The following is a 24321-nucleotide window of genomic DNA, read 5'->3' on the forward strand; positions in this document are numbered from 1 at the left end:
GCGCGTTCCGGGGCTCCGGCGCTAAGCCTTGGTATAGGGTTTAAGCCATGATTCCAGCTGTTGTGCCCTGTACTGACCGCGCCCTTTGGGACGAATACGTCGACCGGTTCCAGGGGCACCCCCAACAGCTCTGGGGCTGGGGCGAGACCAAGGCAATGCATGGCTGGTCCGTGGACCGCGTGCTCCTGAACGACGGCGACAACACGATCGGCTGTGCCCAGCTGCTGATCCGGCGGCTTCCTGTCCCGTTCCGGGCATTGGTCTACATCCCCAGGGGGCCGATGTGTTCGGTGGAGGACGCTCCCGCCGTCCTCAGCAGCCTTGCGGACCATGCCGCCGCCCGCCACCGCGGCGTTGCCCTGAGCATTGAACCGGACTGGGACCAGGATTCGCCCTACGCGGCCGCCGTGTCCGAAGCCGGTTTCCGGGAGTCCACCAACACAGTCCTGATCCCGCGGACGCTCATCCTGGACCTGCGCAGGTCCGATGACGAACTGATGGCGGAGATGTCCAAGTCCACCCGCGCCAATATCCGCAAGGCAATGCGCAGCGACGTGGAGTTCCGGAAGGTCAAGAACGAATCCGAGCTGGAGCAGGTGCTCGCCATCTACCACGAAACGGCGGAACGCGCCGGTTTCGGTATCCACGAGGACCAGTACTACCGGGACATTTTCCTGAACATGGGAGACGGTTCACCCATCATCGGAGCATTCGACGGCGAGCAGATGCTGGCGTTCGTCTGGCTGGCCCGCAGCGGCTCCACCGCCTTCGAGCTCTACGGCGGCGTCTCCGCCGAAGGGCAGAAGCAGCGCGTGAACTACGGGGTCAAATGGGCGGCGCTGCAGTCCATGCGGGAAGACGGATGCTCCCGGTACGACTTCAACGGCCTGCTCAACGACGGTATTTCGGACTTCAAGAAGCAGTTCGCCAAGCACGAAAACATGCTCCTGGGAACGTGGGAAAAGCCGCTGTCCCCGTTCTACCCGGCGTACTCAAAGGCCATGCCGCTGGCACGGAAGGGCCTCCAGACGGCGCGCCGGCTCGTCAAAACTGCGGCCGGGCGCGCGCGTCTGGTGCTTCGGCGCGGCTAAAGGCCGGTAGTCACCGCAAACGCCAGTGCCGGCTCCGTGCTCCCGGCGACAGGGTGGACGTTGACGGGGGCCTCGGCGGCGGCGAGGAATGCGCTGCCGCCCCGTGAAAGCTGCAGGTCGCCCTTGGGTGAGTCCAGGTAGACGTCGCCCGCCACGACGATGACCACGGCGGCCCCGGACTGCGCCAGCGGGACGGGGCCATCATTCGGCCCGAGCTCGATCCGCTGCAGCTGGAATTCCTCGAACGGCGGCCGGTAGAGCTCCTGGTCCAGTACGGTCTTTTCGGCATTGAGCATCGGCACGGCCACGGGGTGGAAGTCGATGGTGCGCAGCAGTTCGGGGACATCCACGAACTTGGGCGTCAGCCCGCCGCGCAGGACGTTGTCCGAGGACGCCATGACCTCCACGCCCAGCCCGTGCAGGTAGGCGTGGACGTTTCCCGCGGGCAGGTAGACGGACTCGCCCGGCTGCAGCGAGATCCGGTTCAAGAGCAGGGAGATGAGCACACCGGGATCGCCCGGGTACTTCTCGTTCAGGCTGATGGCCGTTCCCAGCTCTGCTTCGTAGGGTGCCAGCGATCCCCGGGACAGCAGCGCCGCCACCACCTGGGTGGTGGCTTCCGCCACGGCTTCTCCGCCCGTGATGAGGCGTTCAAACGCCTTCCGCAGGCCGGCACCTTCGTCGCCGTCGTCGAGGTCCTCCAGCAGGGCCGTGATAACGGCAGGCGGCTGCGCTTGCACTGATTCAAAAGCTGAGGCGACGTGCAGCAGGAGCTCCCGGGTTTCCGCCGTCGGGCGGAACCCGCACAGGGCTTCGAACGGGGTCAGCGCGAAGATCATTTCCGGCTTGTGGTTATCATCGCGGTAGTTCCGGTGTGGTGCATCCGCCGCCACACCTTCCGCGTTCTCCCGGGCAAACCCGGCACGTGCCTGCTCCAGGCTGGGATGCACCTGGAGGGACAGCGGCTGGGCTGCGGCCAGGATTTTCGCCAGGAACGGCAGCCGCGGCCCAAAGCGGGCTACTGATTCGGTGCCGAGGAAATGCTCCGGATCGCTGGCGATCAAGGCATCGAGGGGAGTGGCGGTGCCGTCTTCCGGGACATGCGCCACGGATGGCGAATCAGTGTGCGCCCCGATCCACAGTTCGGCTTCGGGCCCACCGGATTCCGGGCGTCCCAGGAGCGATGCAATCGCCGTTGTCGAACCCCAGGCGTAATCCCGGAGGACGTTTTCAATCTCGTACAAAACCGGTTCCGTTTCTTTCGTATGTAGCGGGGCTAGAGCGCGGCGCACTGGCCATTGGTGGCCACGAGCCCGGCGATGGCCTGCTCGTTACCCTCGCGCTTGAGCTGGTTCAGCAGTTCTTCGGTGATCGGCTCGCCGTCGGGTGTGGTGGTCACTGGGATGAAGTCCGACGGCGTGGGCTGCTGCGGCAGGCTTCCGCCGGCCAGCAGGGAGGCAGTAGGAGCGTAGGCTCCTGCAGCCTGCACCGGTCCGCCGCCGGCGGCGGGCACAGCAATTGCATCGTCAGGGGTTCCCAGCGACTGCGCGGATGATGCAGAAGCCAGAAGTTCGTCCACGCGCACGTGGATCTGGTCAAAGTCCGGGACCGTGGAGAATGATGCGTCGAAGTCCGGCGGGCCGATGGTCAGCCGCTTGACGTCCTGGCCTCTCGCCTTGATGGCGAGGTCCACGAAGCTGCCCAACTGCGTTGAGGAAATGTTGGATTCCACCACCTGGGTCCCCGCGTTGACGATGTCCTCGAACTTCGACAGGAGCGTGGCAGGGTCCAGCTGCTTCAGCATGGCCTGCTGCACGCATTGCTGGCGCTGGATGCGGGCGTAGTCGTCAACGTACTCGCGGGACCGGCCGTACCAGAGTGCCTGGTTGCCGTTGAGTGTTTGCTCACCGGCGGGGATCCATCCCAGCGGCATCCCGTAGGTCCTGCTGAATTCGTCGAAATAACCGCTCATGGGAACCCAGCCGCCCGCCTTGATCCTGATGCCTCCCATGGCGTCGATGAGCGTGGAGAAGCCCTCCATGTCCACCAGGACGTATGCCTGGACGGTGAGCCCCAGCGTTCCGGACACGGCCTCCAAAGTCGCCTGGGCGCCTGGATCGGCCACTCCGGGGTAAAGGTCTGCGTACTCGTTGGTTACCTCGGTGTTGATGGCGTTGATCAAGCACTCGTCGCCGCAGTCGTAGCCCTCCGGGTAAATGGCCCGCATGGGGGAGCCCTCACTGAACTGCGCGTTCTGCAGGTTGCGGGGTACCGAGATGATGGCCGTCTGGCCGGTTTCGGCGTCGACGCTCAGCACGGAGAGGCTGTCCGGCCGCCGGCCGGTGCGGTCGTCACCGGCGTCGCCTCCCATCATCAGGAAGTTGTAGCGTCCGTCCACCGGGTCGATCGCCGGTCCCGAGGAGAAGATACTGCCGATGGCGTTGCGGCTGACGTTGAGCAGGTATGCCGCGTAGCCGAGCGACCCGCTGCCCAGCACCAGTGCCACCACCAAGGCAATGCCGACGGCGGGCCGCGCCGGCGGCGCCAGCAGCACCGGGCGGATGAGCCGCAGGGTGTTGATGAACAGGACAGCCCAGCCGGCCGCGAGAGCCACCAGCACGATGACGATGGCCAGCGATGCGAAGGGGTTGGTGATGATGCTGACCAGCGCGGTCCGGTTGACGATGAGCAGAAGCAAGGCCAGCACCAGGAGTGCCCAGACGCAGAGCGTCACGCGCAGTGCTGCCCGGCCCAGCCTGCGGTCGCCCGCCACGAGTTGCGCGCTGCCGGGGACGAGGAGGGTCAGCAGGACCAGCACGAAGGCACGTTTTGTGCGGACGGGAGGGGAAGCGCTGACCGGGTAACGTACCGGGTCCGTCAGGGCCGTGTCCGAGGCGGACTGCGGAACTTTGCTGCTGGACATGCCGGCGGTCCTAACGGCTGCCCCGGAAGGAGCTGTTGCCGTCGGCGAAGACCTCGCTGACTTTCTGCCGGAGGTTTGCCCCCTTGCGGGAGGCTACAGCGTTGAGGTCGGCGGCAAAGTCGAGAAGGTCGGTGCGCAGCGAAGCTGCGAGCTCATCGGTTCCCGCGGCCAGCATGCGGACAGCCAGAAGTCCGGCGTTGCGCGCGCCGGCGATGGAAACCGTCGCAACGGGGACGCCGGCCGGCATCTGGACGATCGACAGCAGGGAGTCCATGCCGTCCAGTGTCTTCAGCGGCACAGGCACGCCGATCACCGGCAGGGGAGTGACGCTCGCCAGCATGCCCGGCAGGTGCGCGGCGCCGCCGGCCCCGGCGATGATCACGCGGAGTCCGCGTTCGTGGGCCGTTTGCCCGTAGCGGATCATCTCGGTGGGCATCCTGTGCGCGGAGACCACGTCTGCTTCAAACGGAATCCCGAATTCGGCCAGGGCGTCCGCTGCGGCTTCCATGACCGGCCAGTCGGAGTCGGAGCCCATGACCAGGCCCACCAGGGGGTTCGCCGCTGGACCCGCGGCAGGCGTTGCTGGGGCGCTCATGCGTTCTCCTCGAAAGTTTGTGGCGTCTCTTCCGCCGCTGCCCGCCCGTCGCGGATGATGCTTGCCACCCTCGTGGCACGGCGCCGGACCGAATCAACGTCCGCCGTGGACGTGCCCACCAGGTTCACGTGGCCAATTTTCCGGCCCGGACGGACGGATTTGCCGTAGCAGTGGACTTTGGCCGCGGGCTCACTCGCGAGTGCCAGCGGAAATGCTGAGTACAGGTCCTGGTTTTCTCCGCCGAGGAAGTTCTTCATGACGGTCACGGGGGCCAGGGCATCAGTGGCACCGAGGGGCAGGTTCAGGACAGCGCGAAGGTGCTGCTCGAACTGGCTCGTCACGGCTCCGTCCTGGGTCCAGTGCCCGGTGTTGTGCGGGCGCATGGCGAGTTCATTGATGAGAAACCCTGCCCCCACGCCGGGAGTCTCGAAAAGTTCCACGGCCAGGACGCCGGTGACTCCCAGTTCGCCGGCTATCCGGAGGGCGGCATCTTCTGCTGCCGCCGCAACCTCAACGGGGATGTCCAGGGCCGGAGCGATCACTTCGTCACACACACCGTCCACCTGGATCGTATGCACCACGGGCCAGGCGCGGGCCTCCCCGTCGGGCGTCCTCGCCACGAGTGCGGACAGCTCCCGCGTGAAGTCAACCTTTGCCTCGGCCAGGAGCGGACTCATGGCCGCAAACCACTCTTCCGTCCCGGCGGCCTCTTCGGCGGACCCTACGACCCGTACGCCCTTGCCGTCGTAACCGCCGCGCGGCATCTTCAGTATCACTGGCCAGCCCGTTTTGTCACCGAAACTGACCAGGGCGGCAACGTCGTCCACGGACGCCCAGGCGGGGTTGGGAAGTTCGAGCCGGTCTACGGCGGCGCGCATCACAAGCTTGTCCTGCGCATTCACCAGCGCGTCCGGACCGGGCTGGACGTTGACGCCGGCCGCCTGCAGGGCCCGCAGGTGTTCAGTGGGCACGTGCTCGTGATCAAAGGTCATCACGTCCAGGCCTTCTGAGAAGTCAAGCAGCGTCTGCAGATCCTTATAGTCGCCAACGGGCGACGTGGACACGGCCGAAACCGCCGAAACGTCGTCGCCTTCAACAAGGACACGGAGTTCGAAACCGAGTGCTGTTGCGGCTGGGGCCATCATTCGCGCAAGCTGGCCGCCGCCAACCACACCTATTACTGGAAAAGTCACATGGGCCAGCCTACCGAAGACCGTCCGGTATCCCGGCTTTCGGCCGCTCCGAAGGAGGCAAATTAAGGTGAAGGGGGCATCCCGGGACGGTCCAAGGGAGGCTGGGGCAGAGTTTTGGGGGCTAAAATAGGCCTTTGGCCACGTGGCCCACAGATCATACGGCCATGGAGGGTCATGTTTAGCACACTTGCAGATCGTATTCGGGGACTGGCCTCGCTTTTTTGGCGTGAAGTGGCCAAATTCGGAGCTGTCGGCGGTGTGGCGTTCGTCATCGACTCCGCGGTTTACATCTGGCTCTTCACGGGGCCGATGCACGGCAGCGAGGTCTGGGCCAAGGCCGTTGCCACCATCGTGGCCAGCATCTTCTCCTGGGTAGCCAACCGCTACTGGACGTTCAGGCACCGCAAGCAGGCCAACGTGGTGCGCGAAGCCGTGCTCTTCGCCGTGATGAACCTGGTGGGGCTTCTGATTGCCTCCGGGTGCGTCTGGTTTGCGAAGTACGTGCTGGACCTCAACGACAAGCCGTCACTCTTCATTGCGGGAAGCGTTGTGGGACTCGTCCTGGGAACCATTTTCCGGTTCTTTGCCTACCGCTTCTGGGTCTTTAACGAAGAACTGGACCAGGAACCCGAGTTCTCGCACGACCATGAACTTATCGAGCTCCACCACCAGCCCAGGGAGCACGTGGCGGCGGCGGAACGCGAAGCCTCCTCCGAGGGTCCCGCCCAGCCATAGCCGGCCTCTCCGGCTCAGGCAGGCCGGTGGCGTAAAGCCAGGACGGGAAAACTAGTTGCCGTGGATACGCTCGGCGGCCAGCAGCTTGTCCGTCAGCTCCACGTCAGGATGCGTGAGGACCACGGAGCCGCCCTGCTTCCACGCTCCCAGGGCGTTCGCCAGTGCTGCCTCAAGACCGGTGCCGGCAGGTATATGGAGCCGCACGCCCTCATCGTGGCCAACGGCGAAACCGTCGAGCAGATCCCGGTGCAGGTGCCCGCGGCCCTCCCGGTCCACGAGTGCTGATACAGCCGGGTCCGCGTCTGCATGCGCCATGAAGACGTCACCGTGGGAGCGCACTTCCGCAGCGTAGTCGATGCAACCCGCAGGAAGCTCCCCCGGCCAGCGCATGGCGAGAGCGGGAAGCGCGACGGCGATGACGGCGTCGTACCTGCCGTCCACTGATTCCGGATCTGCCGTGACCAGGAAGTCAGCCGGGCCTTCCTCCAGCACGGTTTCAAGGCCGAGTTGCCAGCTGGCAAGTGCCCACACCATTGCCTTCCAATGTGCAGGCAGCTCGAGACGAAGCCGCATTCCGGGGGCTGCGTCCAGTTCGTCCTGCAGCAGATTGCTGGTCTTGGCCACCCAGTTGTCCAGGACCCGTCCGGAGAGCTCCACCCGTTCCGCGTCCGGGCCGTACCAGGTAAGGCGCGGCGACGTTGAGTTCCCTGAACGAAGGCTGGCCATCAGATCGAGCGCAGGAGTAGTCATGGCACCATCCTGCCACCGGCCCGGCGGCGGGTCATCCGGTTTCTCCGCAGGCTATGAAGCACCGCGCCGAAAGTGATGTTTATCACATGCGATGCTAAGCGTGCTTGCTATTTATGCTGAATCCGGGTAACTTCCCGCCAGTGGCGCGGGTTTTTCGGGCAAATTTGCCGCCCAGGCCTATGGTGCCCGCCGCTTGGCGGCCTGCGGAGGAAAATTCCCGGGCGTGGCGTACGCGGCGTTGGGGAACTTCAGTGATTATTATCCCGGCCGCGGCTTGACTCGCCCTAGTTACACACGTGTAATTAGGTATCTAAAGCGACTGCGCAAATACCGGCACACAACCGAGTGCCCACGTATCCAGGCAGAGGCTGCAACATCAGGAGGGTCGCCGTGGGGCAAGCAGAGCGTATCCAGGAAGATGCCGTCGTGGCCGGCCAGGCAACGGCAAAATACCGTGCACGGGGGGTGCCGAGCGATTGGTACGTGGATCCTGCTGATCCTGAAGCTGCGGAGCGGTACAACCGGAATGCCAGCGGCATCCTGGAGGACCAGGCCACAGCATTCCTTGCCGCGCATGAGGCCCTCCTGGACGGCGGTGGGGACCTTGAAGACGACCTCGACCCGCCCATGGAGCTGGCTGCGCCCGGCACGGCCCAGCCTGTGTGGATCGGACTGCCCTTCCAACAGGACTTCGACGACGAAGGCGAACTCGGCTGGCAAACTGACGCTTTGTGCGCCCAGACGGACCCCGAGGCCTTCTTCCCGGAGAAGGGCGGCTCCACCCGCGATGCCAAAAAGGTGTGCGGTGCCTGCAACGTGCGGTCGCAATGCCTTGAATACGCGCTGGCCAATGACGAACGGTTCGGCATTTGGGGAGGCCTGTCCGAGCGTGAGCGCCGGCGGCTGAGGAAGCGAGCAATCTAATTCACCAGGATGTTTATGTCACTGCCGTTGTGGTTGCCCACAACGGCAGTGCCTATCTCCCCAGGACCCTCTCGGCTTTGGCGGACCAGACCCGGTCCGTGGACCGTGCCATCGGCGTCGATACCGGTTCCCGCGATCACTCGCTGGCCCTCCTTGAGCGGGCCTTTGGTGCACATAGCGTCCTGAGCCATGAACGCGGGAAAGGCGGGATGGGGGCCGCGGTTTCCGCGGGCCTCGGAGGACTCGCGCCCCGGGTGGCCGGCGGGGCGGACGCCATGCCGGAGTGGATCTGGCTGCTGCATGACGATGCCGCCCCTGCACCGGAAGCCCTTGCTGAACTGCTCGCCGCCGTGGAGCGCGCGCCCTCCGTGACCGTCGCCGGCTGCAAGCAGCTGGACTGGCACGAGGAACGGAAGCTGATCGATGTCGGCCTCTCCACCAGCCGCTGGGCCGAGCGGCTCACCCTGATCGACGCCGATGAGCTCGACCAGGGGCAGTACGACGGCCGCAGCGATACGTTCGCCGTGAATTCGGCCGGAATGCTGGTTCGCCGTGACGTCTGGGAGCAGCTGGGCGGCTTCGATCCCGCACTTCCGGGCAGCGGAGACGACGTCGACTTCTGCTGGCGCAACCGCCTCGCGGGCCACCGGGTTGTGGTTGTCCCTGCCGCCCGCATGTTCCACGTGGCCCACCGGCCCCATGCATTGGGCAATCCCGCAGCGGCCCGAAAAGCACAGGTTCACCTGCGGCTCAAGCACTCGCCGCTCTGGATGGTGCCGGTCCATGCTGCCGGCGCGCTGCTGGGCAGTCTCTTCAAGCTGGTCCTTAGCATTGCAGTCAAGGACCCGGGGCACGGAATTTCCCAGCTGGCTGCCACCGTTGCCGCACTGGGCAGGCCCAGGGCAGTGGCGCGGGCCCGCCGGGCAGCCCGGCAGTCGCGGCGGATCCGCCGCTCTGTCATCCGCAAGCTGCAGACACCCCGGCGGGAGGTGTGGAGCCACAGGCGGTCGCTCATGGAGGCCATCGGTTCGGACAACAGCCCGGCTGACGACCTCGAACATGACCCGCTGGCGCACCAGCCCAGCGGCGACTCCTCCGACGATTTCGCTGCCCTGGCGACCAGCAAACGCGGGTGGGTAGGCAATGGGGCCCTCGCGGCGGTCATCATCGCATCCGTCGCTTCACTTCTCGGACTCGCCGGGCTGTTCCGCGCCGACGCCGTTGCCGGCGGGGCACTCATACCGGTTTCTGCGGGTCTCGGTGACATCTGGCACCATGCCTCCAGCTGGTGGATCAGCCTGGGCGCCGGACTCCCGGGAAGGGGCGACCCCTTCGGCTACGTCCTGTGGATCCTCGGCGTCCTCGGCGGCGGGGATGCCAATGCAGCCATGGCCTGGCTCCTCCTGCTCAGCACCCCGTTGTCCGCTCTCACCGCCTGGTTTGCTGCGGGCGGATTGACGGTCCGACGCCGCCTGCGCCTCGCTGCCGCTATCTGCTGGGCCGCTTCCCCCGCTCTCCAGGTGGCCCTGAACCAAGGCCGCGCCGGCGCCCTGATTGCGCATCTCATGATCCCCCTGCTGGTCCTTGCCCTGCTGCGCGCCACCGGCTCGGCGGTGGGACACGGACGGTTCACTCTGCCTGCCGGGGACGGGCGCCGCGGGGACCGGCCTCCTGTCCGGCCCGGGATCAACGGCACACCGTCATGGACGGCGGCGGCAGCAGCAGGACTGGCTCTGGCGGTCGTCGCTGCATCTGCGCCCTCCCTCCTGATTCCCGCAACCGCCGTGATCGTGCTCTGCGGGCTCCTGCTGGGCCGTCGCGGCCGCACCGTGTGGTGGGCCCTGCTGCCAAGCGCCGCGCTCTTCATTCCATTCGGCCTGACCGTGCTCGACAAACCGAGGGCACTGCTCGCGGATCCGGGCCTGCCCCTCGGCTTCACCGCCGCCCCGCTCTGGCAGCAGCTCCTGGGCCAGCCGATGGCCTTCGGCCCCGACGGGGGACTGGACGGCCTACCCTACTTCCAGGACGCCGCCTTTCCCTGGGCCCTGCTGCTGGCACTCCTCGTGGGTGCGCCAGTCCTGGTCCTGGCCGTGGCGGGACTTTTCACCACGGGCCGCCGCGCCAGGACGGCCAGGTCACTGTGGGTGGCCGGAGCGATCGCCTTGGCCGGCGGCTGGCTGGCCTCCCACGTGGCAACGGCGATGAACGCCGACACGCTCGTAACGCCCTTCACCGGGCCCGCTGTTTCCGCCGCTGCCTTCGCCTTCCTGGGCGCGGGCCTGCTGGGAGCAGAGCACTTCCTCAACGTGGCGGACAAGGCTGTTACAGGCACCGCGAAGCAGCGGACCGCGGCACGTTCCGCCATGGCCTTCGGGATGGTGCTGCTGCTCGTCGGCCCCCTGGCAGGAATGGCCGCATGGTCTGCCCGCAACCTGCTCCGTCCCGCAGCTGTTTCCGCCGCTGGCGCCGTTGGAGCTGCCGACACTGAAGGTCCGGCAGCCCCCGGATTCGGCGCCGCCCGGCTGGTGGAGGCCACCAGCCCGCGGACGTTGCCGGCCACAGCCATCGACCGCGGAACAGGCCCCGAGCAGACGCGCACCCTCATGATCAGCACGCGGGACAACGGCTCCTTTGACGCCTCCCTGATCAGGGGCGCGGGCACCACCTTGGACAGCCTCTCGGCAGTCGCTTCCGCACGGAACATCATTGGCGCTCCGGGCGCTGAGACGGTCCGGGACGACGACGACGTCACAGCGGCCGTCCGCCGCGTTGTGGCAACCCTCGTGGCTGGCCAGGGCGTCGACCCGCGCAGCGACCTGGAACAGCTGGGAGTCGGCTTTGTTGTGCTCCGCTCCGCAGATACAGCGGCGCAGCTTACCGCCAGCAGGATGGACGCGGTGCCGGGCCTCGTAGCCGTGGGACAGACCGACGTGGGATGGCTCTGGCGGATCACCCCGCTGAACCAGCCCGTCCTGCAGCCCGCGGATATCGCCCACCGGGTCCGGATCGTGGACGCGGACGGATCAACGGTCTCGCTGGTGCCGTCGGCCTACAACGACGTCGATGCCCAGGTGCCCGAGGGGCCCGAGGGGCGGCTGGCAGTTCTTGCCGAACGCGCCGATCCCGGTTGGAGTGCCTGGCTCGACGGCCGGAAACTGACATCAACCACCTCCGGATGGTCCCAGGCGTTCACGCTTCCCGCTTCCGGCGGCCACCTGACAATCCGCTACGAAAGCCCCTGGGCAGCATGGGCAGGAATAGCCCAGGCCACGGTGATTGGCCTGACTGTCATGCTGGCCATCCCCATGCCGGCACGAAGGCCGCGGACCGGCCTCTCCCGGGATGAGGGCTCCCTGCGTAAGGAACAGCAGAATGCATGAGCACACCATGTCCGGCCAGGCGCCGGACGCCCCGGCAACGGATGCCGGAGAAGCGCCCGGCGGGGCCGGCAACCAGGGGTCCGAAGGCAAGCGCCGGAAGGGGACCCTGGCGGGTTTCGCCACCGCTGCACTCGTCCTGACGGGTGCCGGGGCCGTGGTGGCCGCGGGATCCTTGCTCCCTGCGCCGGAATCGAGCCGCAACCTGCCGGCGGCCGTTGCCGCCGTCCCCGCAGGAGAAAGCCTGGGCGTATGTCCGGGCCCCGCCCGGCTGCTGGAAGGCACCCAGGCAGGCACTGATCCACAATTCAGCCCGGAATCCGCCACGGCCGCCAGTACGGTGACCGCGGCCATCCTCGGCGCCGCAGGCGTGCTCCCGTCCAGCCGGCTGTCCCTGCTGGACGGGACCACCGCCGTCGAGATCGCCAAGGATTCCGGCGAAGTTCCCGCCGAGGGTGCGCGCCAGGAACTCATCGCGGGCGTCCTGGCTAACCGCCAAGTGGACCAGGCAACAGTCGTTAGCGCCGATGCTTTGGCAAACCAGCAGGCGTCGGCTGCGGCAGCGATGAAATTCACGGCAACGGACGGTGACCTACAGGGAACAGCGGCCGCCAACTGCCAGCGGCCGTCCAACGACCAGTGGCTGGCCGGCGCCAGTACCACTGTGGGCCGTACATCGGTGCTGGTCCTGACGAACGCTTCCACCACCCCGGCCACGGTCAGCCTTGAGTTGTTCGGCCGCAACGGTCAGATCCAGGCGCCCGGCAGCCGTGGCCTGCTCGTGGCACCCGGCACCACACGCTCGGTGGTACTCGCCGGTCTGGCTCCGGGGGAGCCGCAGCTGAGCGTCCGTGTCCGCAGCGCGGGGGGACCCGTTGCGGCGGCTATCCAGCAAAGCGTCCTGCGCGGCCTGACACCCGGCGGAGTGGACTTCATCGCACCCGGGGCGGCCCCCGCGGTCCGCCAGGTCATGACCGGCGTGGACATCCAGGATCCGGCCGGAGTTGCCGCCTTGACCGGAAGATCCGGGTACGAGGATGCCGCTCCTGCCCTGCAGATCACTGTTCCGGGTCCGTCGGATGCAGTGGTGGAGGTCAAAGTGTATGGCCGCGACGGTCAGAAATCCCTGCCGTCCGGCGGTGTGATCACCGCCAAAGCCGGTTCCATCACGGAGGTTTCGCTTGTGGGCGTTCCGGCCGGGCACTACACCGTTTCTGCGGCATCCGATGTCTCCTTTGTTGCCGCCACACGCATTAGCCGGGGGACCCAGGAGGGGCAGCCGTCCGATGTCGCCTGGGCGTCCTCCGGGGTGCGGCTTGGCAGCCAGCACGTGGTTCCTGTTCCACGGGGCGGGACCCGGCAGCTGGTCTTTGGTGCCCTGGACGCCAGGGCCACCATCACCTACGCGGCAATCACCGCCGACGGGAAGGTCCGGGCACCGTCCACGGCCGACATCGCGGGCGGAACCACTGCGTCCATCGCCGTTCCGGACAAGGCCGAGGACGCCGACGTGGTTGGCTACGTCGTCTCTGCATCCGGGGATGCCGCCTACGGCGCTGTCCTTGTGGAACAGGACGGCCGGAACGACGTCTCATCCCTTGCCTTCCAGCCCGCTGCGGCCGGGCAGGAAACGGTACCCGTCACCATCAGCTATTGAAACCGGGGTGCCGCCCGGAGAGTCTCGGGGCGGTTGGGGCTGGGTGCGTCAGTAGCGGCGCCGGTACACCGGGTCCAGGGTTTCAGGGGCAACGCCCAGCATCTCCGCGGTGTGCTCCACCACCACGTCGTGGACCAGGTCCTGAAGTTCCTCGACGCCGGGGCAGGCCTGCTCCACGACGCGCCGGTACACCGTGATCATGGGCCCGTCTTCACCGGAAGCAGGCGTGTAGGAGCCCATGGGGATAGGTGCGGAGTCAGCGGCCAGCTGCTCGAGGTCCGGCGGAATCTCGTCCACGCCAAACCGGACGCCGTCCAGGGTCTTGCCCCAGATATCGTGCAGCCGCTGGGCCGAATCCAGGACCATGTCATCAAACCGGTCAGACCGTGTCCGGTAGCCGGGATGGGTGGGAAGCATAACCTCGCCGCGCAGCCCGCGGCCGTGGCGGTTCCGGCGGCGCTGCATGAAGCTCCTGCCCGTGGAGTCCCCGCCCGTCTGCTGTGGGGCGTCCGGGTCAGCCAACCGGACCGTAAAGCCTGATTCATGGTTCGATGACTGCATATATTGACTGTAAACCCGGGAAATGATTTACGCGATAGATTCCCCCTGCAGCGAAGGCGCGTCACGCCCGCGGCGCCAATGCACGGTTTTGCCGAGTACAGAGAGTAGTCTGTGATGTCGTGGGAGCTATCCGTCAGTGTTCAAGATCTGCCTGCCGCCAGTCGGCGGTAGCTACCCTGACGTACGTCTATGCGGACTCCACGGCTGTTCTCGGCCCCTTGGCTACTTACGCCGAGCCGCATTGTTACGACCTTTGTGAACAGCACGCCGATTCGTTGACGGTCCCCAGGGGCTGGGAAGTCCTGCGGCTGGCCATGCCGTCCACGCCGCAGCAGCCCGGCCCTGATGACCTGCTCGCACTCGCCAACGCAGTCAGGGACGCCGCGGCCCTGCCCGCCCAGGCGCCGCAGCTGCCGGCCCAGCGCGGTCCCCATTCGGCGCTCGAAGCTCCTGCGGGCACCGAAGGTACCCGCAGGGGGCACCTGCGCGTCCTGCGCGAGCCGTCCTGAATCGGATCTAACGGTACGCTGGAACCTGCACACCAGTCCGCTACCGGCGCGAGCGCGCCCGCCAGGGAGCATGAACCAAATGCCAAAGATCAGTCCCGAACTGCTGTCCGTCCTGCGTTGTCCCGTGACGGGTTCACCCCTGGTCCAGGACGGCGAGGAACTGATAGCTACCACCGCCGGGGAAACAGGCGTGAAGCCCCGCTACGCGATAGAGGACGGCATCCCCCTTCTCCTGCCCCCGGAACTGCTGGCCGCAGCAACATCGGCGGGCTCCGACCAGCACGACTCTGCCCCCGGGACTGCCCGGGCCATATAGCCCCCGCTTACCCGCAGACCAGACCCTGGCGCCCCGAGCGCCGATGAATACGCCGTCCTTCACGGACGAAGCAGTACCGGACACAGCAAAGGACCACCCATGACTTTCGATTACAAGGTTGCCGATATTTCCCTGGCGGAAGCAGGCCGGCACCAGATCCGCCTGGCCGAGCACGAGATGCCCGGCCTCATGTCGCTGCGCGAGGAGTTCGGCCCCAGCCAGCCGCTCAAAGGCGCCAGGATTGCAGGATCGCTGCACATGACCGTGCAGACCGCCGTGCTCATCGAAACCCTGACCGCGCTTGGCGCAGAGCTCCGTTGGGCCTCCTGTAACATCTTCTCCACCCAGGACGAGGCCGCCGCGGCCGTTGTGGTGGGCAAAGGCACGGTTGAGGACCCGCAGGGCGTCCCGGTGTTCGCCTGGAAGGGCGAAACCCTCGAGGAATACTGGTGGACCGCAGAACAGATCCTGACCTGGCCGGGTGCGGAGTCCAACCCCGAACTGGGACCCAACATGATCCTGGACGACGGCGGCGACGCCACCATGCTGGTGCACAAGGGCGCCGAATTCGAGGCCGTGGGCAACGTCCCGTCCGCCGGCCCCGGCGATTCCGAAGAGTACGGCATCTTCCTTGACGTGATCCGGCGCTCCATCGCCGCCGACCCGCAGAAGTGGACGCGCACGGCCTCCACCATCAAGGGCGTCAGTGAAGAAACCACCACGGGCGTGCACCGCCTCTACCAGCTGGCAGAGCAGGGCAAGCTGCTGTTTCCCGCCATCAACGTCAACGACTCCGTGACCAAGAGCAAGTTCGACAACAAGTACGGGATCCGGCACTCCCTGCCCGACGGCATCAACCGTGCCACGGATGTGCTCATGGGCGGCAAGGTCGCCGTCGTCTGCGGCTACGGTGACGTCGGAAAGGGCGCCGCGGAAGCACTGCGGGGCCAGGGATCGCGTGTGATCGTGACCGAGATCGACCCCATCTGCGCCCTGCAGGCTGCCATGGACGGCTACCAGGTGGCAAAGCTCGAATCGGTCCTGGCGCAGGGGGACATCTTCATCACCACCACGGGCAACAAGGATGTCATCATGGCCGAGCACATGGCCGGCATGAAGAACAAGGCCATCGTCGGCAACATCGGCCACTTCGACAACGAGATCGACATGGCAGGCCTTGCCAGGATCGCCGGCATCAAGAAGGTGGAGATCAAGCCGCAGGTCCACGAGTGGGTGTTCGACGCAGGAACAGCCTCCGAGCGTTCCATCATCGTCCTGTCCGAGGGCCGCCTGCTGAACCTGGGCAACGCCACGGGACACCCGTCCTTCGTGATGAGCAACTCCTTCGCCAACCAGACCATCGCGCAGATTGAGCTGTGGACCAAGAAGGACCAGCCCGAAGGCGAACGCGAATACGAAAACCAGGTGTACGTCCTGCCCAAGGTCCTGGACGAAAAGGTGGCCCGCCTGCACCTCGACGCCCTGGGCGTGGAGCTGACGGAGCTGACGAAGGACCAGGCCGAGTACCTGGACATCGACGTCGCCGGCCCCTACAAGCCCGAACATTATCGTTACTAAGAAGTAAAGTGCCCGGGTGCCAAGCGCACCCGGGTTGTTACTTCCAGCATTTAGGATCGGAATATGGAGCCCGAAGCCCCCCGCCGCCCGCGGACCTTGAAGAAAATTCTCATCGTCGCCGTGGTGTGCCTCCTCGCAGCAGCCGGCGGTGTTTTCGCCGCCGTCGCGCCGGGACTCGCGGGCGGCGCCCTGGAATCCGAAGCCGGCTCCGCCGTCCGGTCGTCTCCGGGCATCGCCTCGCCCGTGATCGCCCCGGTGAAGCTCGATGCGGTACCCGCGAACGGTGCCAAACAGGTCAATCCTGCCGCCCCCGTTTCACTCAAGGTCAGCAACGGGACCATCGAGCGCGTCACCCTCACCAGTACCTCCGGCGAAACGGTGGAAGGCCGCATCGACCCGGAGGGCACCGGCTGGTCCGCGTCCGGGCCGCTGGAATTCAATACCGATTACAGCTACACCTGGGTGGTCAAGGACGGCGCGGGGCGCGAAACGAGCACAACGCAGTCCTTCAGCACCGTCTCAAGCTCGCATGAGGCTGACGCGGCCATCTACCCCCTGGACGGGATGAAGGTGGGGGTGGGGCAGCCGCTGCAGATCATCTTCAGTGAACCTGTGCTGAACCGCGACGCAGTTGAGAAGGCCATTAAGATCACCAGCAGCGCAGGCCAGGTGGGAGCCTTCCACTGGCACAGCGACACTATGGTCCGGTACCGGGCGGAGGGCTTCTGGGCCGCCAATTCCACCATTGCCATGGACATGCAGCTCTTCGGCGTGGACCTGGGCAACGGGCAGATTGCCAACTTCAACAAGAAGGTGAACGTGGCCATCGGGGACAAGAAGGTGGCTGTCGCCGACGCCGCTGCCCACACCTTCACCCTCAGCATCAACGACCAGCCGGTCAAGACGCTGCCGGTCAGCATGGGGGACAAGCGCTTCCCGTCCGCCCGCGGTTACGGCGTGCTGATGGAGAAGAAGCGCTACGACCACTTCCGGGCTTCCAGCATCGGGTTGAAGCCCGACGACCCGGCCTACTACGGCGACGTGGACGTCGAGTACACCATCAGGCTGACGCTGAGCGGAGCCTATATCCACCAGGCCCTCGAGTCCGCCTACCCCTTCATCGGCAACACCAACGTCTCGCACGGCTGCATCGGTTTTGCCCCCGACGGCGCCGCCTGGGTCTTCGAGAACATGGGTACCGGCGACGTGGTGCAGATCGTGAACACGGAAGGCGATTACGCCGCGCACGACGATGGGTTCGGCGACTGGAACATTCCCTGGAGCGAGTACGACAACTGACGTCAACTATTGAAAGGCAGCCGCTGGAGCCGCTCGCCCACCTCGGTGTTGCGCCGCCGCTGCTGCGTCAGCCTGGTGAGTTCCCGGTTCCGGCGTTCAGCGACGACGGCGGCAAGGTAGTCATCCGGGCTGGTTCCGGCGGGCGGGGCGGGAGCCACGTGGGCTGACAGTTCCGTGGCGATTGACGCGGCCATTCCGGCACGTGACAGCGGGGCCATCCTGGCCGCCTGGCGGATGAACTGGGAGGCCCTGCGCGCCGTCGCATCGGGGATCCTTCCGATATCCGCCGCGGCCGCCCAGGCACGCAGCTTCGGCGGTACAAAGACCGGCACGGCCTGCTCCACGGGAACCCGGCGGCGGATGGCATAGGTTCCGGCCAGCAGGTCGCCGAGGCGGCGGGACCTGTCATTGAACAGGGCTACGCACAGCGCCAGCCCGCCGAAGGTCAGGTAAATCTCGAGGAACCCCGTGAGCCCGCGGATCACGGCATGGCGGAAGCGGATTGCGCCCCCGTCGTCCCGCACCACGCGCAGGCCGGTCGCCAGCTTGCCCAGAGACAGGCCACGGCTCAGTGTCTCCACCGCCACCGGAACGATCACCAGGCAAAAGACCACGCTGGAAAGGACCAGGGCGCGCATTGCTGCCTCATCAAGGTCCGCACCGGCCGCGGCCAGGCCAATCAGGATTCCCACCAGCAGAACGACATTGAAGAGGACATCAAGGACCAGGCCCAGCGCACGGGCCGCGAAGGATGCGGGCCGCAGTTCCAGGACTACTGCCTCGCCGGTGACTATCGAACTCACAGTGCGTACCCATTCCTCGCGGCTCGTGGTGCAGACGGTCAAAGTCTAGTGGTGGCACTAGGCTGGGCCCGTGGATATGGACGCCTTCTCCGCCGTGAACGCGGACAAATGGTCACGGCTGCACCACCTTGCCACAAAGGGCAGGCTCAGCGGACGTGAGGCCGATGAACTGCTGGCGCTGTACCAGTCGACGTCCTCGCATCTGTCCCTGATCCGCTCCGTCGCCCCCGAAAGCGGCCTTTCCGCCTCACTGTCGGCCACGCTGGCCCAGGCCAGGACCCGCTTCACCGGCGCACGGTCCAACCCCATGGCGGACCTCGCACGGTTCTTCGTGGTGGCACTTCCGGCCGCGTTCTACCGGCTTACCTGGCTGACATTGGCCTGCGGGGCCGCGTTCATCCTCATCGGTGCCGCCTATGCCCTCTGGATCGGCACGTCGCCCGAGGCGCTGCGGGCAGTAGCCTCCGAGGCCGCCGCCCAACAGTATGTCGAGGAAGACTTCATCGACTATTACTCGGAGAACCCGGCGGCGTCCTTCGCGGGCGCGGTATGGACGAACAACGCCTGGATCAGCGCGCAGGCCGTGGCCCTCGGCATCACGGGGGTCTGGGTCCCGATGATCCTGTTCAGCAACGCACAGGGGGTGGGCATTGCAGCCGGGGTCTTCGCTGCCGCGGGCAAGTCCGACGTGTTCTTCAGCTACATCCTGCCGCACGGCCTGATGGAACTGACCGCAGTGTTTGTGGCCTGCGCTGCAGGGCTGCGGGTTTTTTGGGCCATGGTGTCGCCGGGCCCGCGGACCAGGAGCCGGGCGGTGGCGGAGGAAGGCAGGTCGCTGATAACGGTGGCACTCGGCCTGGTGCTGGTGCTTTTCGTGTCCGGACTGGTGGAGGGGTTTATCACGCCCAGCCCGTTGCCGGTGTGGGCGAAGATCAGCATCGGCGCCGGAGTGCTGGCCTCTTACTGGGTTTACGTCCTGGTCTGGGGCCGGCGGGCCTACCTCGCAGGGGAACGTGGTGACCTTCGCCCCGGGGATGCCGGCTACACGGAAATCGCTGCCTGAATCGTTGTAATACCGCCGGGGTGGTTCCTCGCCCACGCCAAGGCCCGGACTGTAGGCTCGTCAACAGATAGAGCGCCGCGCCGGCGGACCCTCGCGCGGCACGGAAAACCCAACGGAAGTGACGCTGCTGTGAAAGACGAAACACCGGCCCGCGCCAAGAGCGCCGCGCCGCAGCCGGAACCTTTCCTGGATACGTCCGGGGACTCCGAGGAGCCCGCTTTTTCCTGGCTGACGCCCGCTGGAAAGGGCGACGCCGGGACCGAAGCCGAAGGCACTTCCACTGGAGAAGGCCCGTCCGTGGGGTCTTCCCGGGTGTCATCGCAAGCCGACACCCCTGGACCCGGCTCGACCACTAATCCCCAGGCGGAGAGCAGGGCTGGCCGTAAAGCCGCGGAGGCTGCCGCCGAACCCTCCGGCGGGGCAGCACCAACGGAGGCCGCCGCCGCATCGGGGACGGTCCCGCCGTCGGACTCCGACGGGTCGACCGGCCACGGCAGTTCGCCCGTCTTCAAGGAACCCCTTCCCACGTCCGCGCTGCACGTACGTCCGCCGGAGGAGGAGGTGGCGCGCCGCAACGCAGAGCGGGAGAGCGCCGCCAACGCCAAGCCGGTTGCCCCGCGGGTGATGCAGGTCCTCCTTGCCATTTTCTTCCCGGTGGTCCTCCTGGTCCTTGCCGTGCGCGCAGTGACCAGTCCCTTGTTCCTGTGGGTGGAATACAACCGCCCCGGCTTCCCCGGCGACGGCTACGGCTTCAGCACGGACGACCGCATGACCTATGGCTCCTACGCGGTGGACTACCTGACAAACTGGGCAGGTCCGCGGTACCTGGGGGACCTGGTGCACCGCAGCGGCGACAAACTGTTCAAGGACGGCGAAGTCAGCCACATGGCCGACGTCAAGGCGGTGATCCTGTCGACCTTTGGTGCCGGCGCGCTGCTGCTTCTCCTGGGCCTCATCGCCGTCCTGTACCTGCGGAAGCGGAGCAGGGGCGGTGTCCGCAGGGGCCTGTTCGCGGGTTCCATCGTCACCCTGGTCCTCATCCTCGGCCTCGGCACGTTGGCTGTCCTGGGCTGGCAGCAGTTCTTCACCGAGTTCCACCGCATATTCTTCGCCGACGGGTCCTGGACCTTCAGCCTCGACGACACGCTGATCCGCCTGTTCCCCGGCCAGTTCTGGATTGACGCCGGCCTGGTGATCGCAGGCCTGGTGCTCCTGACGGCGCTGGTGACGCTGGTCCTCACCTGGCCCACACGCCGCCGCCGCGGGCTGCTGCGCGAGGAGCCGGCCGCGGAGGGTCAGGCGTAAAGCCTGGCGACGTCCGCCTGGAAGTCCTGCACGACGGCGGCCCGCTTCAGTTTGAGCGACGGCGTCAGGTGTCCGGACTCCACGGTGAATTCTGTATCGAGGAGCGAGAAGGAGCGGATGGATTCGGCCTTGGACACGAGCAGGTTGGCCTGATCCACCGCTTCCTGCACCGCCTTGACCACCTCGGGATCCGCGACGGCTTCGCGGCGGGGGAGCGGCGGCAGGCCGCGCTCGGAGCGCCAGTTGTCCAGGCCCTCCGGGTCCAGGGTCACCAGGGCTGACACGAACGGTTTGCCGTCGCCCACCACCACCGCGTGGCCCACCAGCGGGTGGGAACGGATGGTTTCCTCGAGTGGCCCCGGTGCCACGTTCTTGCCGCCTGCGGTCACCAGCAGGTCCTTCTTCCGGCCGGTAACGGTGAGGTAGCCATCCCGGTCCAGTTTGCCGAGGTCACCGGTGCGGAAGAAGCCGTCCACGAAGGCTTCGGCGTTCGCTGCCGGGTTGTTGTGGTAACCCTTGAAGACGCCGATGCCCTTGACCAGGATCTCCCCGTCCTCGGCCACCCGGATGGTGGTGCCGGGAATGGGGATGCCCACAGTCCCCACCCGCGTGCGCGATGGAGTGTTGACCGTGCACGGAGCCGTGGTTTCGGTCAGGCCATACCCCTCCAGTACGGGAATGCCTGCCCCGCGGAAGAAGTGCGCGTCCTCAAGCGCCAGCGGGCTCGCGCCGGAGACGGTGTACCCTACCTGGCCGCCCAGCGCCTGGCGGAGCCGGGGATACAGCAACCGGTCAAACAGCCCGTGCCGGACTTTCAGCAGCAGGCCGGGGCCGGTGCCGTCGCCGCGGCTTTGGCTGTCCAGGTCCCGCGAGTAGGCGATGGCAGCAGCCGAGGCAGCCTTGAACAGGCGGCCCTTCCCTGCCACTGCTGCCTTGTGGGCGGCGGTGGCCCGGACTTTTTCGAAGATCCGCGGGACCACCAGGAGGAACGTGGGCCGGAATGTCCCCAGGTCATCCAGGAGCTGCGCCGCCCCCGGGGTGTGCCCCAGGGTGGCCCCCGCCGCGAGGCAGACCACCTGGACGGCCCGCGCCAGGACGTGGGCCAGCGGCAGGAACATCAGCGTGCGCGCCTGGTCCTTCAGGAGCAGTTCCGGAAGGAACGCGACGATGTTCCTGGCCACCAGGGCAAAATTGCCGTGCGTGATCTCGCAGCCCTTGGGGTTGCCTGTGGTGCCCGAGGTATAGACGAGGGACGCGACGTCGTCCAGCCCCGCCCGGCTCCGGTGCCGCTCAAGCTCGGTGTCGCTGACTCCGGCCCCCGCGGCGGCGAGGCTGGCCAGGTTCGGTGCCGCGCCGTCGTCGTCCATCCTGACCACGTTCACCAGGCGGTCCCGGAGCGGGGGCGAGCCGGCAACAACGCCGGAAACCAGCTCCACCGTCGCCTGGTCCTGCGCAAACACCCGCCGCACCCCGGCGTCGCGGATGATCCACTCCACCTGGCGTGCGGAGGACGTCTCGTAGATGGGGACCGTCACCCCGCCAGCGAACCAGATGGCGAAATCCACCAAGGTCCATTCATAGGAGGTGGCGGACATAACGGCCACGGTGTCACCGGGTTCCAGTCCACCTGCAATGAGTCCCTTGGCCAGCGCACTGACGTCCTGCAGGAATTTTCCGGTGGGGACATCCACCCAGCCGTTGGGGCCCTTGCGACGGTAGAGGGCATGGGCCGGGTTGGCGGCGTGCTGTTCCAACAGCAGGTCCGTGACGTTGCTGTCAGCATCCAGCTCAACCAGCAGTTTGATGCTTGCTTCCCTCACAGATGGTCTCCGTTCCGCTGCCAGGCCGCGGCAGCGGCTTCGATCGGGGCTCTGATGCAATCCTGCCCTAGATCCAGGACGGCATCCACATCCTGACTTTCCAGTCCACGTAGGGGATGGTCTCTGCTGCCCAGATTGGGTAGAAGAAGGCTGAGAGCAGGACGGCGGCCGCCACGAACAGCACCACGAGGTACAGCCCGGAGCGCCGGCGCCACGGCGGATCCGAAGCCCTGCCCAGAACGAGGCCCAGGCAATACACCAGCGCCAGGATGAGGAAGGGCTCAAATGACACGGCGTAGAAGTAGAACATGGTCCGTTCCGGGTAGAGGAACCACGGAAGGTATCCGGCGCCCACGCCCAGGAGGACCGCGCCGGCCCGCCAGTCCCGCCGCCCGGCCCACCAGAACAGCAGGACCACCAGCGAGATGGCGGCACCCCACCAGATCAGGGGGTTGCCCACGGACAGGATGGCCGAGGTGCATTTGGCCACGTCGCACCCCGGCGTGCCTTGCTCAGGGGATTCGTAAAAGAACGACGTCGGCCGGCCAAGGACCAGCCAGCTCCAGGCGCTTGCCTCGTACGGGTGGTCGGATCCCAGGCCCTGGTGGAAGGTGTACGCTTCCCGGTGGTAGTGGGCCAGGGACCTGATGGAGTCCGGCAGCCAGCCCCATTCAGGGGAGGGATTGCCCGCAGCCCAGTTGCGGAAGTAGGCATCTTCCGAGCGGAACCAGCCTGTCCACGCCGCCGCGTACATCAGGCCGGCAACGGGGACCATGCTGAGGAAAGCGGGGATTCCGTCCTTGATGACGCCGCCGCTGATCCAGCCGCGGATTCCCGCCACCCGCCGGGCGCTGAGGTCCCAGAAGACCGTCAGGAGGCCAAACCCGGCGAGGAAAAACAGTCCGGACCATTTGGTGCCGACGGCCAGGCCCAGGCAGAGGCCCGCGGCCACCCGCCACCAGCGGACACCCAGCCAGGGCCCGGACAGCAGCAGGGCAGCCGGCGGCAGTCCGCCGTTCCCGGTCGCGGCCTGTGCCAGCCGGGCAGCGAGCCGGCGCCGGCCGTCATCGCGGTCCAGCAGCAGTGCGCCGAAGGCGGCGAGGATCCAGAACATCAGGAAGATGTCCAGCAGGGAGGTGCGTGACATCACCAGGTGGTGACCGTCCACGGCCAGGAGCAGGCCCGCGGCACCGGCCAGCGGCAGCGACCGGAACAGCTTCAGGGCGATCAGGGACACGAGGAGGATGGAGAGGGTTCCGGTCAGGGCTGCCGCGAAGCGCCAGCCGAAGGCGTTGTCCGCACCGAAAATCCACATCCCGGCGGCGATCATCCATTTGCCCACCGGCGGATGGACCACGTACTCGGGGGAGCTGAGCAGGACCGTGGGGTCACCTGCATTGAAGGAATCGTTCGCCTTGTCCGGCCAGTTGCGTTCGTAGCCGCTGATGAGGAAGGAGTACGCGTCCTTGACGTAGTACGTCTCATCGAAGACCAGCTTTTGCGGAGTCTCCAGCCGGACAAACCGGAGGATGCCTCCGGCCACTGCCGTCAGGACCGGGACGAGCAGGAGCCAGAGGCGCAGCGACGGCGGATAGTCCCGCCAGGACCGGACCCCTCCCAGGAGCCGCTCCTGCAGCGCTTCACGGGTGAACGCCTCTTCCGGGGGCCTGATCCAGGTACGGGATCCGCGGCCGCCTGATCCTGCGCCCCGGCCATCCGCCGCAGCCTCCGTAGCTGCCGTACCGGATGCGGCGGGAGCGGCGTGTCCGGCTCCGGGCGGCCGCGTCGAGGTCTGCGTCACGAGCCCCATGCTACCTTTTGC

General features: G+C 66.7%; 20 protein-coding genes. 11 read left to right on the top strand and 9 right to left on the bottom strand.

All coding sequences use genetic code 11. From position 1 onward, the window contains the following. The first annotated feature begins 47 nt into the window (after positions 1-47). Positions 48-1091, top strand: coding sequence for a lipid II:glycine glycyltransferase FemX (locus tag AC5RWA_RS20855; protein ID WP_494058904.1), 1044 nt, complete (start codon positions 48-50; stop codon positions 1089-1091). Here AC5RWA_RS20855 and manA read toward each other — a convergent pair. The 4 genes from manA to AC5RWA_RS20875 are packed head-to-tail and all read right to left on the bottom strand — an operon-like array spanning position 1088 to position 5802. Further along, the gene (gene manA, locus AC5RWA_RS20860) at positions 1088-2335 is read right to left on the bottom strand and encodes a mannose-6-phosphate isomerase, class I (protein ID WP_494058905.1); all 1248 of its coding nucleotides are present in this window, start codon (positions 2333-2335) and stop codon (positions 1088-1090) included. The two genes, AC5RWA_RS20855 and manA, sit on opposite strands and share 4 nt — an antisense overlap. 32 nt (positions 2336-2367) lie before the next feature. Further along, a complete protein-coding gene (locus AC5RWA_RS20865) occupies positions 2368-4014 on the bottom strand; it encodes an LCP family protein (RefSeq protein WP_275724718.1) in 1647 nt (548 codons plus the stop codon). 10 nt (positions 4015-4024) lie between these two features. Then, the gene (gene purE / locus AC5RWA_RS20870; RefSeq protein ID WP_079595681.1) at positions 4025-4609 is read right to left on the bottom strand and encodes a 5-(carboxyamino)imidazole ribonucleotide mutase; all 585 of its coding nucleotides are present in this window, start codon (positions 4607-4609) and stop codon (positions 4025-4027) included. Beyond that, on the bottom strand, positions 4606-5802 hold the full coding sequence (locus tag AC5RWA_RS20875; RefSeq protein WP_079595680.1) for a 5-(carboxyamino)imidazole ribonucleotide synthase: 1197 nt from the start codon (positions 5800-5802) through the stop codon (positions 4606-4608). Before AC5RWA_RS20875 ends, purE begins: the two co-directional genes overlap by 4 nt. A gap of 174 nt (positions 5803-5976) precedes the next feature. Here AC5RWA_RS20875 and AC5RWA_RS20880 point away from each other — a divergent pair, with 174 nt between their 5' ends. Beyond that, positions 5977-6537, top strand: a complete 561-nt coding sequence (locus AC5RWA_RS20880) for a GtrA family protein (RefSeq protein WP_494058906.1) — start codon at positions 5977-5979, stop codon at positions 6535-6537. A gap of 51 nt (positions 6538-6588) precedes the next feature. Here AC5RWA_RS20880 and AC5RWA_RS20885 read toward each other — a convergent pair whose 3' ends face one another. Next, entirely contained in the window at positions 6589-7287 is a 699-nt protein-coding gene (locus AC5RWA_RS20885) for a TIGR03089 family protein (RefSeq protein WP_494058907.1), read from the bottom strand. Between the two features lie 390 nt (positions 7288-7677). Here AC5RWA_RS20885 and AC5RWA_RS20890 point away from each other — a divergent pair, with 390 nt between their 5' ends. The 3 genes from AC5RWA_RS20890 to AC5RWA_RS20900 are packed head-to-tail and all read left to right on the top strand — an operon-like array spanning position 7678 to position 13245. After that, positions 7678-8211, top strand: a complete 534-nt coding sequence (locus AC5RWA_RS20890) for a WhiB family transcriptional regulator (RefSeq protein WP_079595677.1) — start codon at positions 7678-7680, stop codon at positions 8209-8211. Between the two features lie 29 nt (positions 8212-8240). Further along, positions 8241-11591 (top strand): glycosyltransferase, encoded by a 3351-nt coding sequence (locus AC5RWA_RS20895; protein WP_494058908.1) that lies wholly within the window; start codon positions 8241-8243, stop codon positions 11589-11591. Next, positions 11584-13245 (top strand): DUF5719 family protein, encoded by a 1662-nt coding sequence (locus AC5RWA_RS20900; protein ID WP_494058909.1) that lies wholly within the window; start codon positions 11584-11586, stop codon positions 13243-13245. Before AC5RWA_RS20895 ends, AC5RWA_RS20900 begins: the two co-directional genes overlap by 8 nt. Positions 13246-13293: 48 nt before the next feature. Here AC5RWA_RS20900 and AC5RWA_RS20905 read toward each other — a convergent pair whose 3' ends face one another. Continuing rightward, positions 13294-13806 (bottom strand): metallopeptidase family protein, encoded by a 513-nt coding sequence (locus tag AC5RWA_RS20905; RefSeq protein ID WP_079595674.1) that lies wholly within the window; start codon positions 13804-13806, stop codon positions 13294-13296. 119 nt (positions 13807-13925) lie between these two features. Here AC5RWA_RS20905 and AC5RWA_RS20910 point away from each other — a divergent pair, with 119 nt between their 5' ends. From AC5RWA_RS20910 to AC5RWA_RS20925, 4 genes are all read left to right on the top strand, one after another. After that, complete coding sequence (locus tag AC5RWA_RS20910) at positions 13926-14315, top strand: DUF3499 domain-containing protein (RefSeq protein ID WP_275724706.1); 390 nt, start codon at positions 13926-13928, stop codon at positions 14313-14315. A gap of 79 nt (positions 14316-14394) precedes the next feature. Beyond that, positions 14395-14631 (top strand): Trm112 family protein, encoded by a 237-nt coding sequence (locus AC5RWA_RS20915; protein ID WP_494058920.1) that lies wholly within the window; start codon positions 14395-14397, stop codon positions 14629-14631. Between the two features lie 99 nt (positions 14632-14730). Beyond that, complete coding sequence (gene ahcY, locus AC5RWA_RS20920; RefSeq protein ID WP_494058910.1) at positions 14731-16209, top strand: adenosylhomocysteinase; 1479 nt, start codon at positions 14731-14733, stop codon at positions 16207-16209. Between the two features lie 63 nt (positions 16210-16272). Continuing rightward, on the top strand, positions 16273-17508 hold the full coding sequence (locus tag AC5RWA_RS20925; protein WP_494058911.1) for a L,D-transpeptidase: 1236 nt from the start codon (positions 16273-16275) through the stop codon (positions 17506-17508). Positions 17509-17510: 2 nt separating this feature from the next. Here the strand turns inward: AC5RWA_RS20925 and AC5RWA_RS20930 are convergent, their stop codons facing one another. Next, positions 17511-18311: an RDD family protein gene (locus AC5RWA_RS20930; protein WP_494058912.1), complete on the bottom strand. Its 801-nt coding sequence runs from the start codon at positions 18309-18311 to the stop codon at positions 17511-17513. 70 nt (positions 18312-18381) lie between these two features. Between AC5RWA_RS20930 and AC5RWA_RS20935 the strand changes: the two genes are divergently transcribed. Together AC5RWA_RS20935 and AC5RWA_RS20940 are read left to right on the top strand one after the other, a co-directional pair. Next, positions 18382-19374, top strand: coding sequence for a stage II sporulation protein M (locus tag AC5RWA_RS20935; RefSeq protein WP_494058913.1), 993 nt, complete (start codon positions 18382-18384; stop codon positions 19372-19374). A gap of 129 nt (positions 19375-19503) precedes the next feature. Then, positions 19504-20679 (top strand): TIGR01906 family membrane protein, encoded by a 1176-nt coding sequence (locus AC5RWA_RS20940; protein WP_494058914.1) that lies wholly within the window; start codon positions 19504-19506, stop codon positions 20677-20679. Here the strand turns inward: AC5RWA_RS20940 and AC5RWA_RS20945 are convergent. Next, a complete protein-coding gene (locus AC5RWA_RS20945; RefSeq protein ID WP_494058915.1) occupies positions 20670-22499 on the bottom strand; it encodes an AMP-dependent synthetase/ligase in 1830 nt (609 codons plus the stop codon). The genes AC5RWA_RS20940 and AC5RWA_RS20945 overlap by 10 nt on opposite strands. Before the next feature lie 67 nt (positions 22500-22566). After that, entirely contained in the window at positions 22567-24309 is a 1743-nt protein-coding gene (locus AC5RWA_RS20950; protein ID WP_494058916.1) for a dolichyl-phosphate-mannose--protein mannosyltransferase, read from the bottom strand. Positions 24310-24321 lie beyond the last annotated feature (12 nt).

The sequence above is a fragment of the Arthrobacter sp. 210 2 genome (assembly GCF_059093025.1).

Bases quoted from the DNA above. Each gene is read 5' to 3' on its own strand.
- ahcY (WP_494058910.1), top strand. From the start codon at position 14,731: ATGACTTTCGATTACAAGGTTGCCGATATTTCCCTGGCGGAAGCAGGC.
- AC5RWA_RS20925 (WP_494058911.1), top strand. From the start codon at position 16,273: ATGGAGCCCGAAGCCCCCCGCCGCCCGCGGACCTTGAAGAAAATTCTC.
- AC5RWA_RS20855 (WP_494058904.1), top strand. From the start codon at position 48: ATGATTCCAGCTGTTGTGCCCTGTACTGACCGCGCCCTTTGGGACGAA.
- AC5RWA_RS20915 (WP_494058920.1), top strand. From the start codon at position 14,395: ATGCCAAAGATCAGTCCCGAACTGCTGTCCGTCCTGCGTTGTCCCGTG.
- AC5RWA_RS20885 (WP_494058907.1), bottom strand. From the start codon at position 7,287: ATGACTACTCCTGCGCTCGATCTGATGGCCAGCCTTCGTTCAGGGAAC.
- AC5RWA_RS20905 (WP_079595674.1), bottom strand. From the start codon at position 13,806: ATGCAGTCATCGAACCATGAATCAGGCTTTACGGTCCGGTTGGCTGAC.
- AC5RWA_RS20880 (WP_494058906.1), top strand. From the start codon at position 5,977: ATGTTTAGCACACTTGCAGATCGTATTCGGGGACTGGCCTCGCTTTTT.
- AC5RWA_RS20865 (WP_275724718.1), bottom strand. From the start codon at position 4,014: ATGTCCAGCAGCAAAGTTCCGCAGTCCGCCTCGGACACGGCCCTGACG.
- purE (WP_079595681.1), bottom strand. From the start codon at position 4,609: ATGAGCGCCCCAGCAACGCCTGCCGCGGGTCCAGCGGCGAACCCCCTG.
- AC5RWA_RS20950 (WP_494058916.1), bottom strand. From the start codon at position 24,309: ATGGGGCTCGTGACGCAGACCTCGACGCGGCCGCCCGGAGCCGGACAC.
- AC5RWA_RS20900 (WP_494058909.1), top strand. From the start codon at position 11,584: ATGCATGAGCACACCATGTCCGGCCAGGCGCCGGACGCCCCGGCAACG.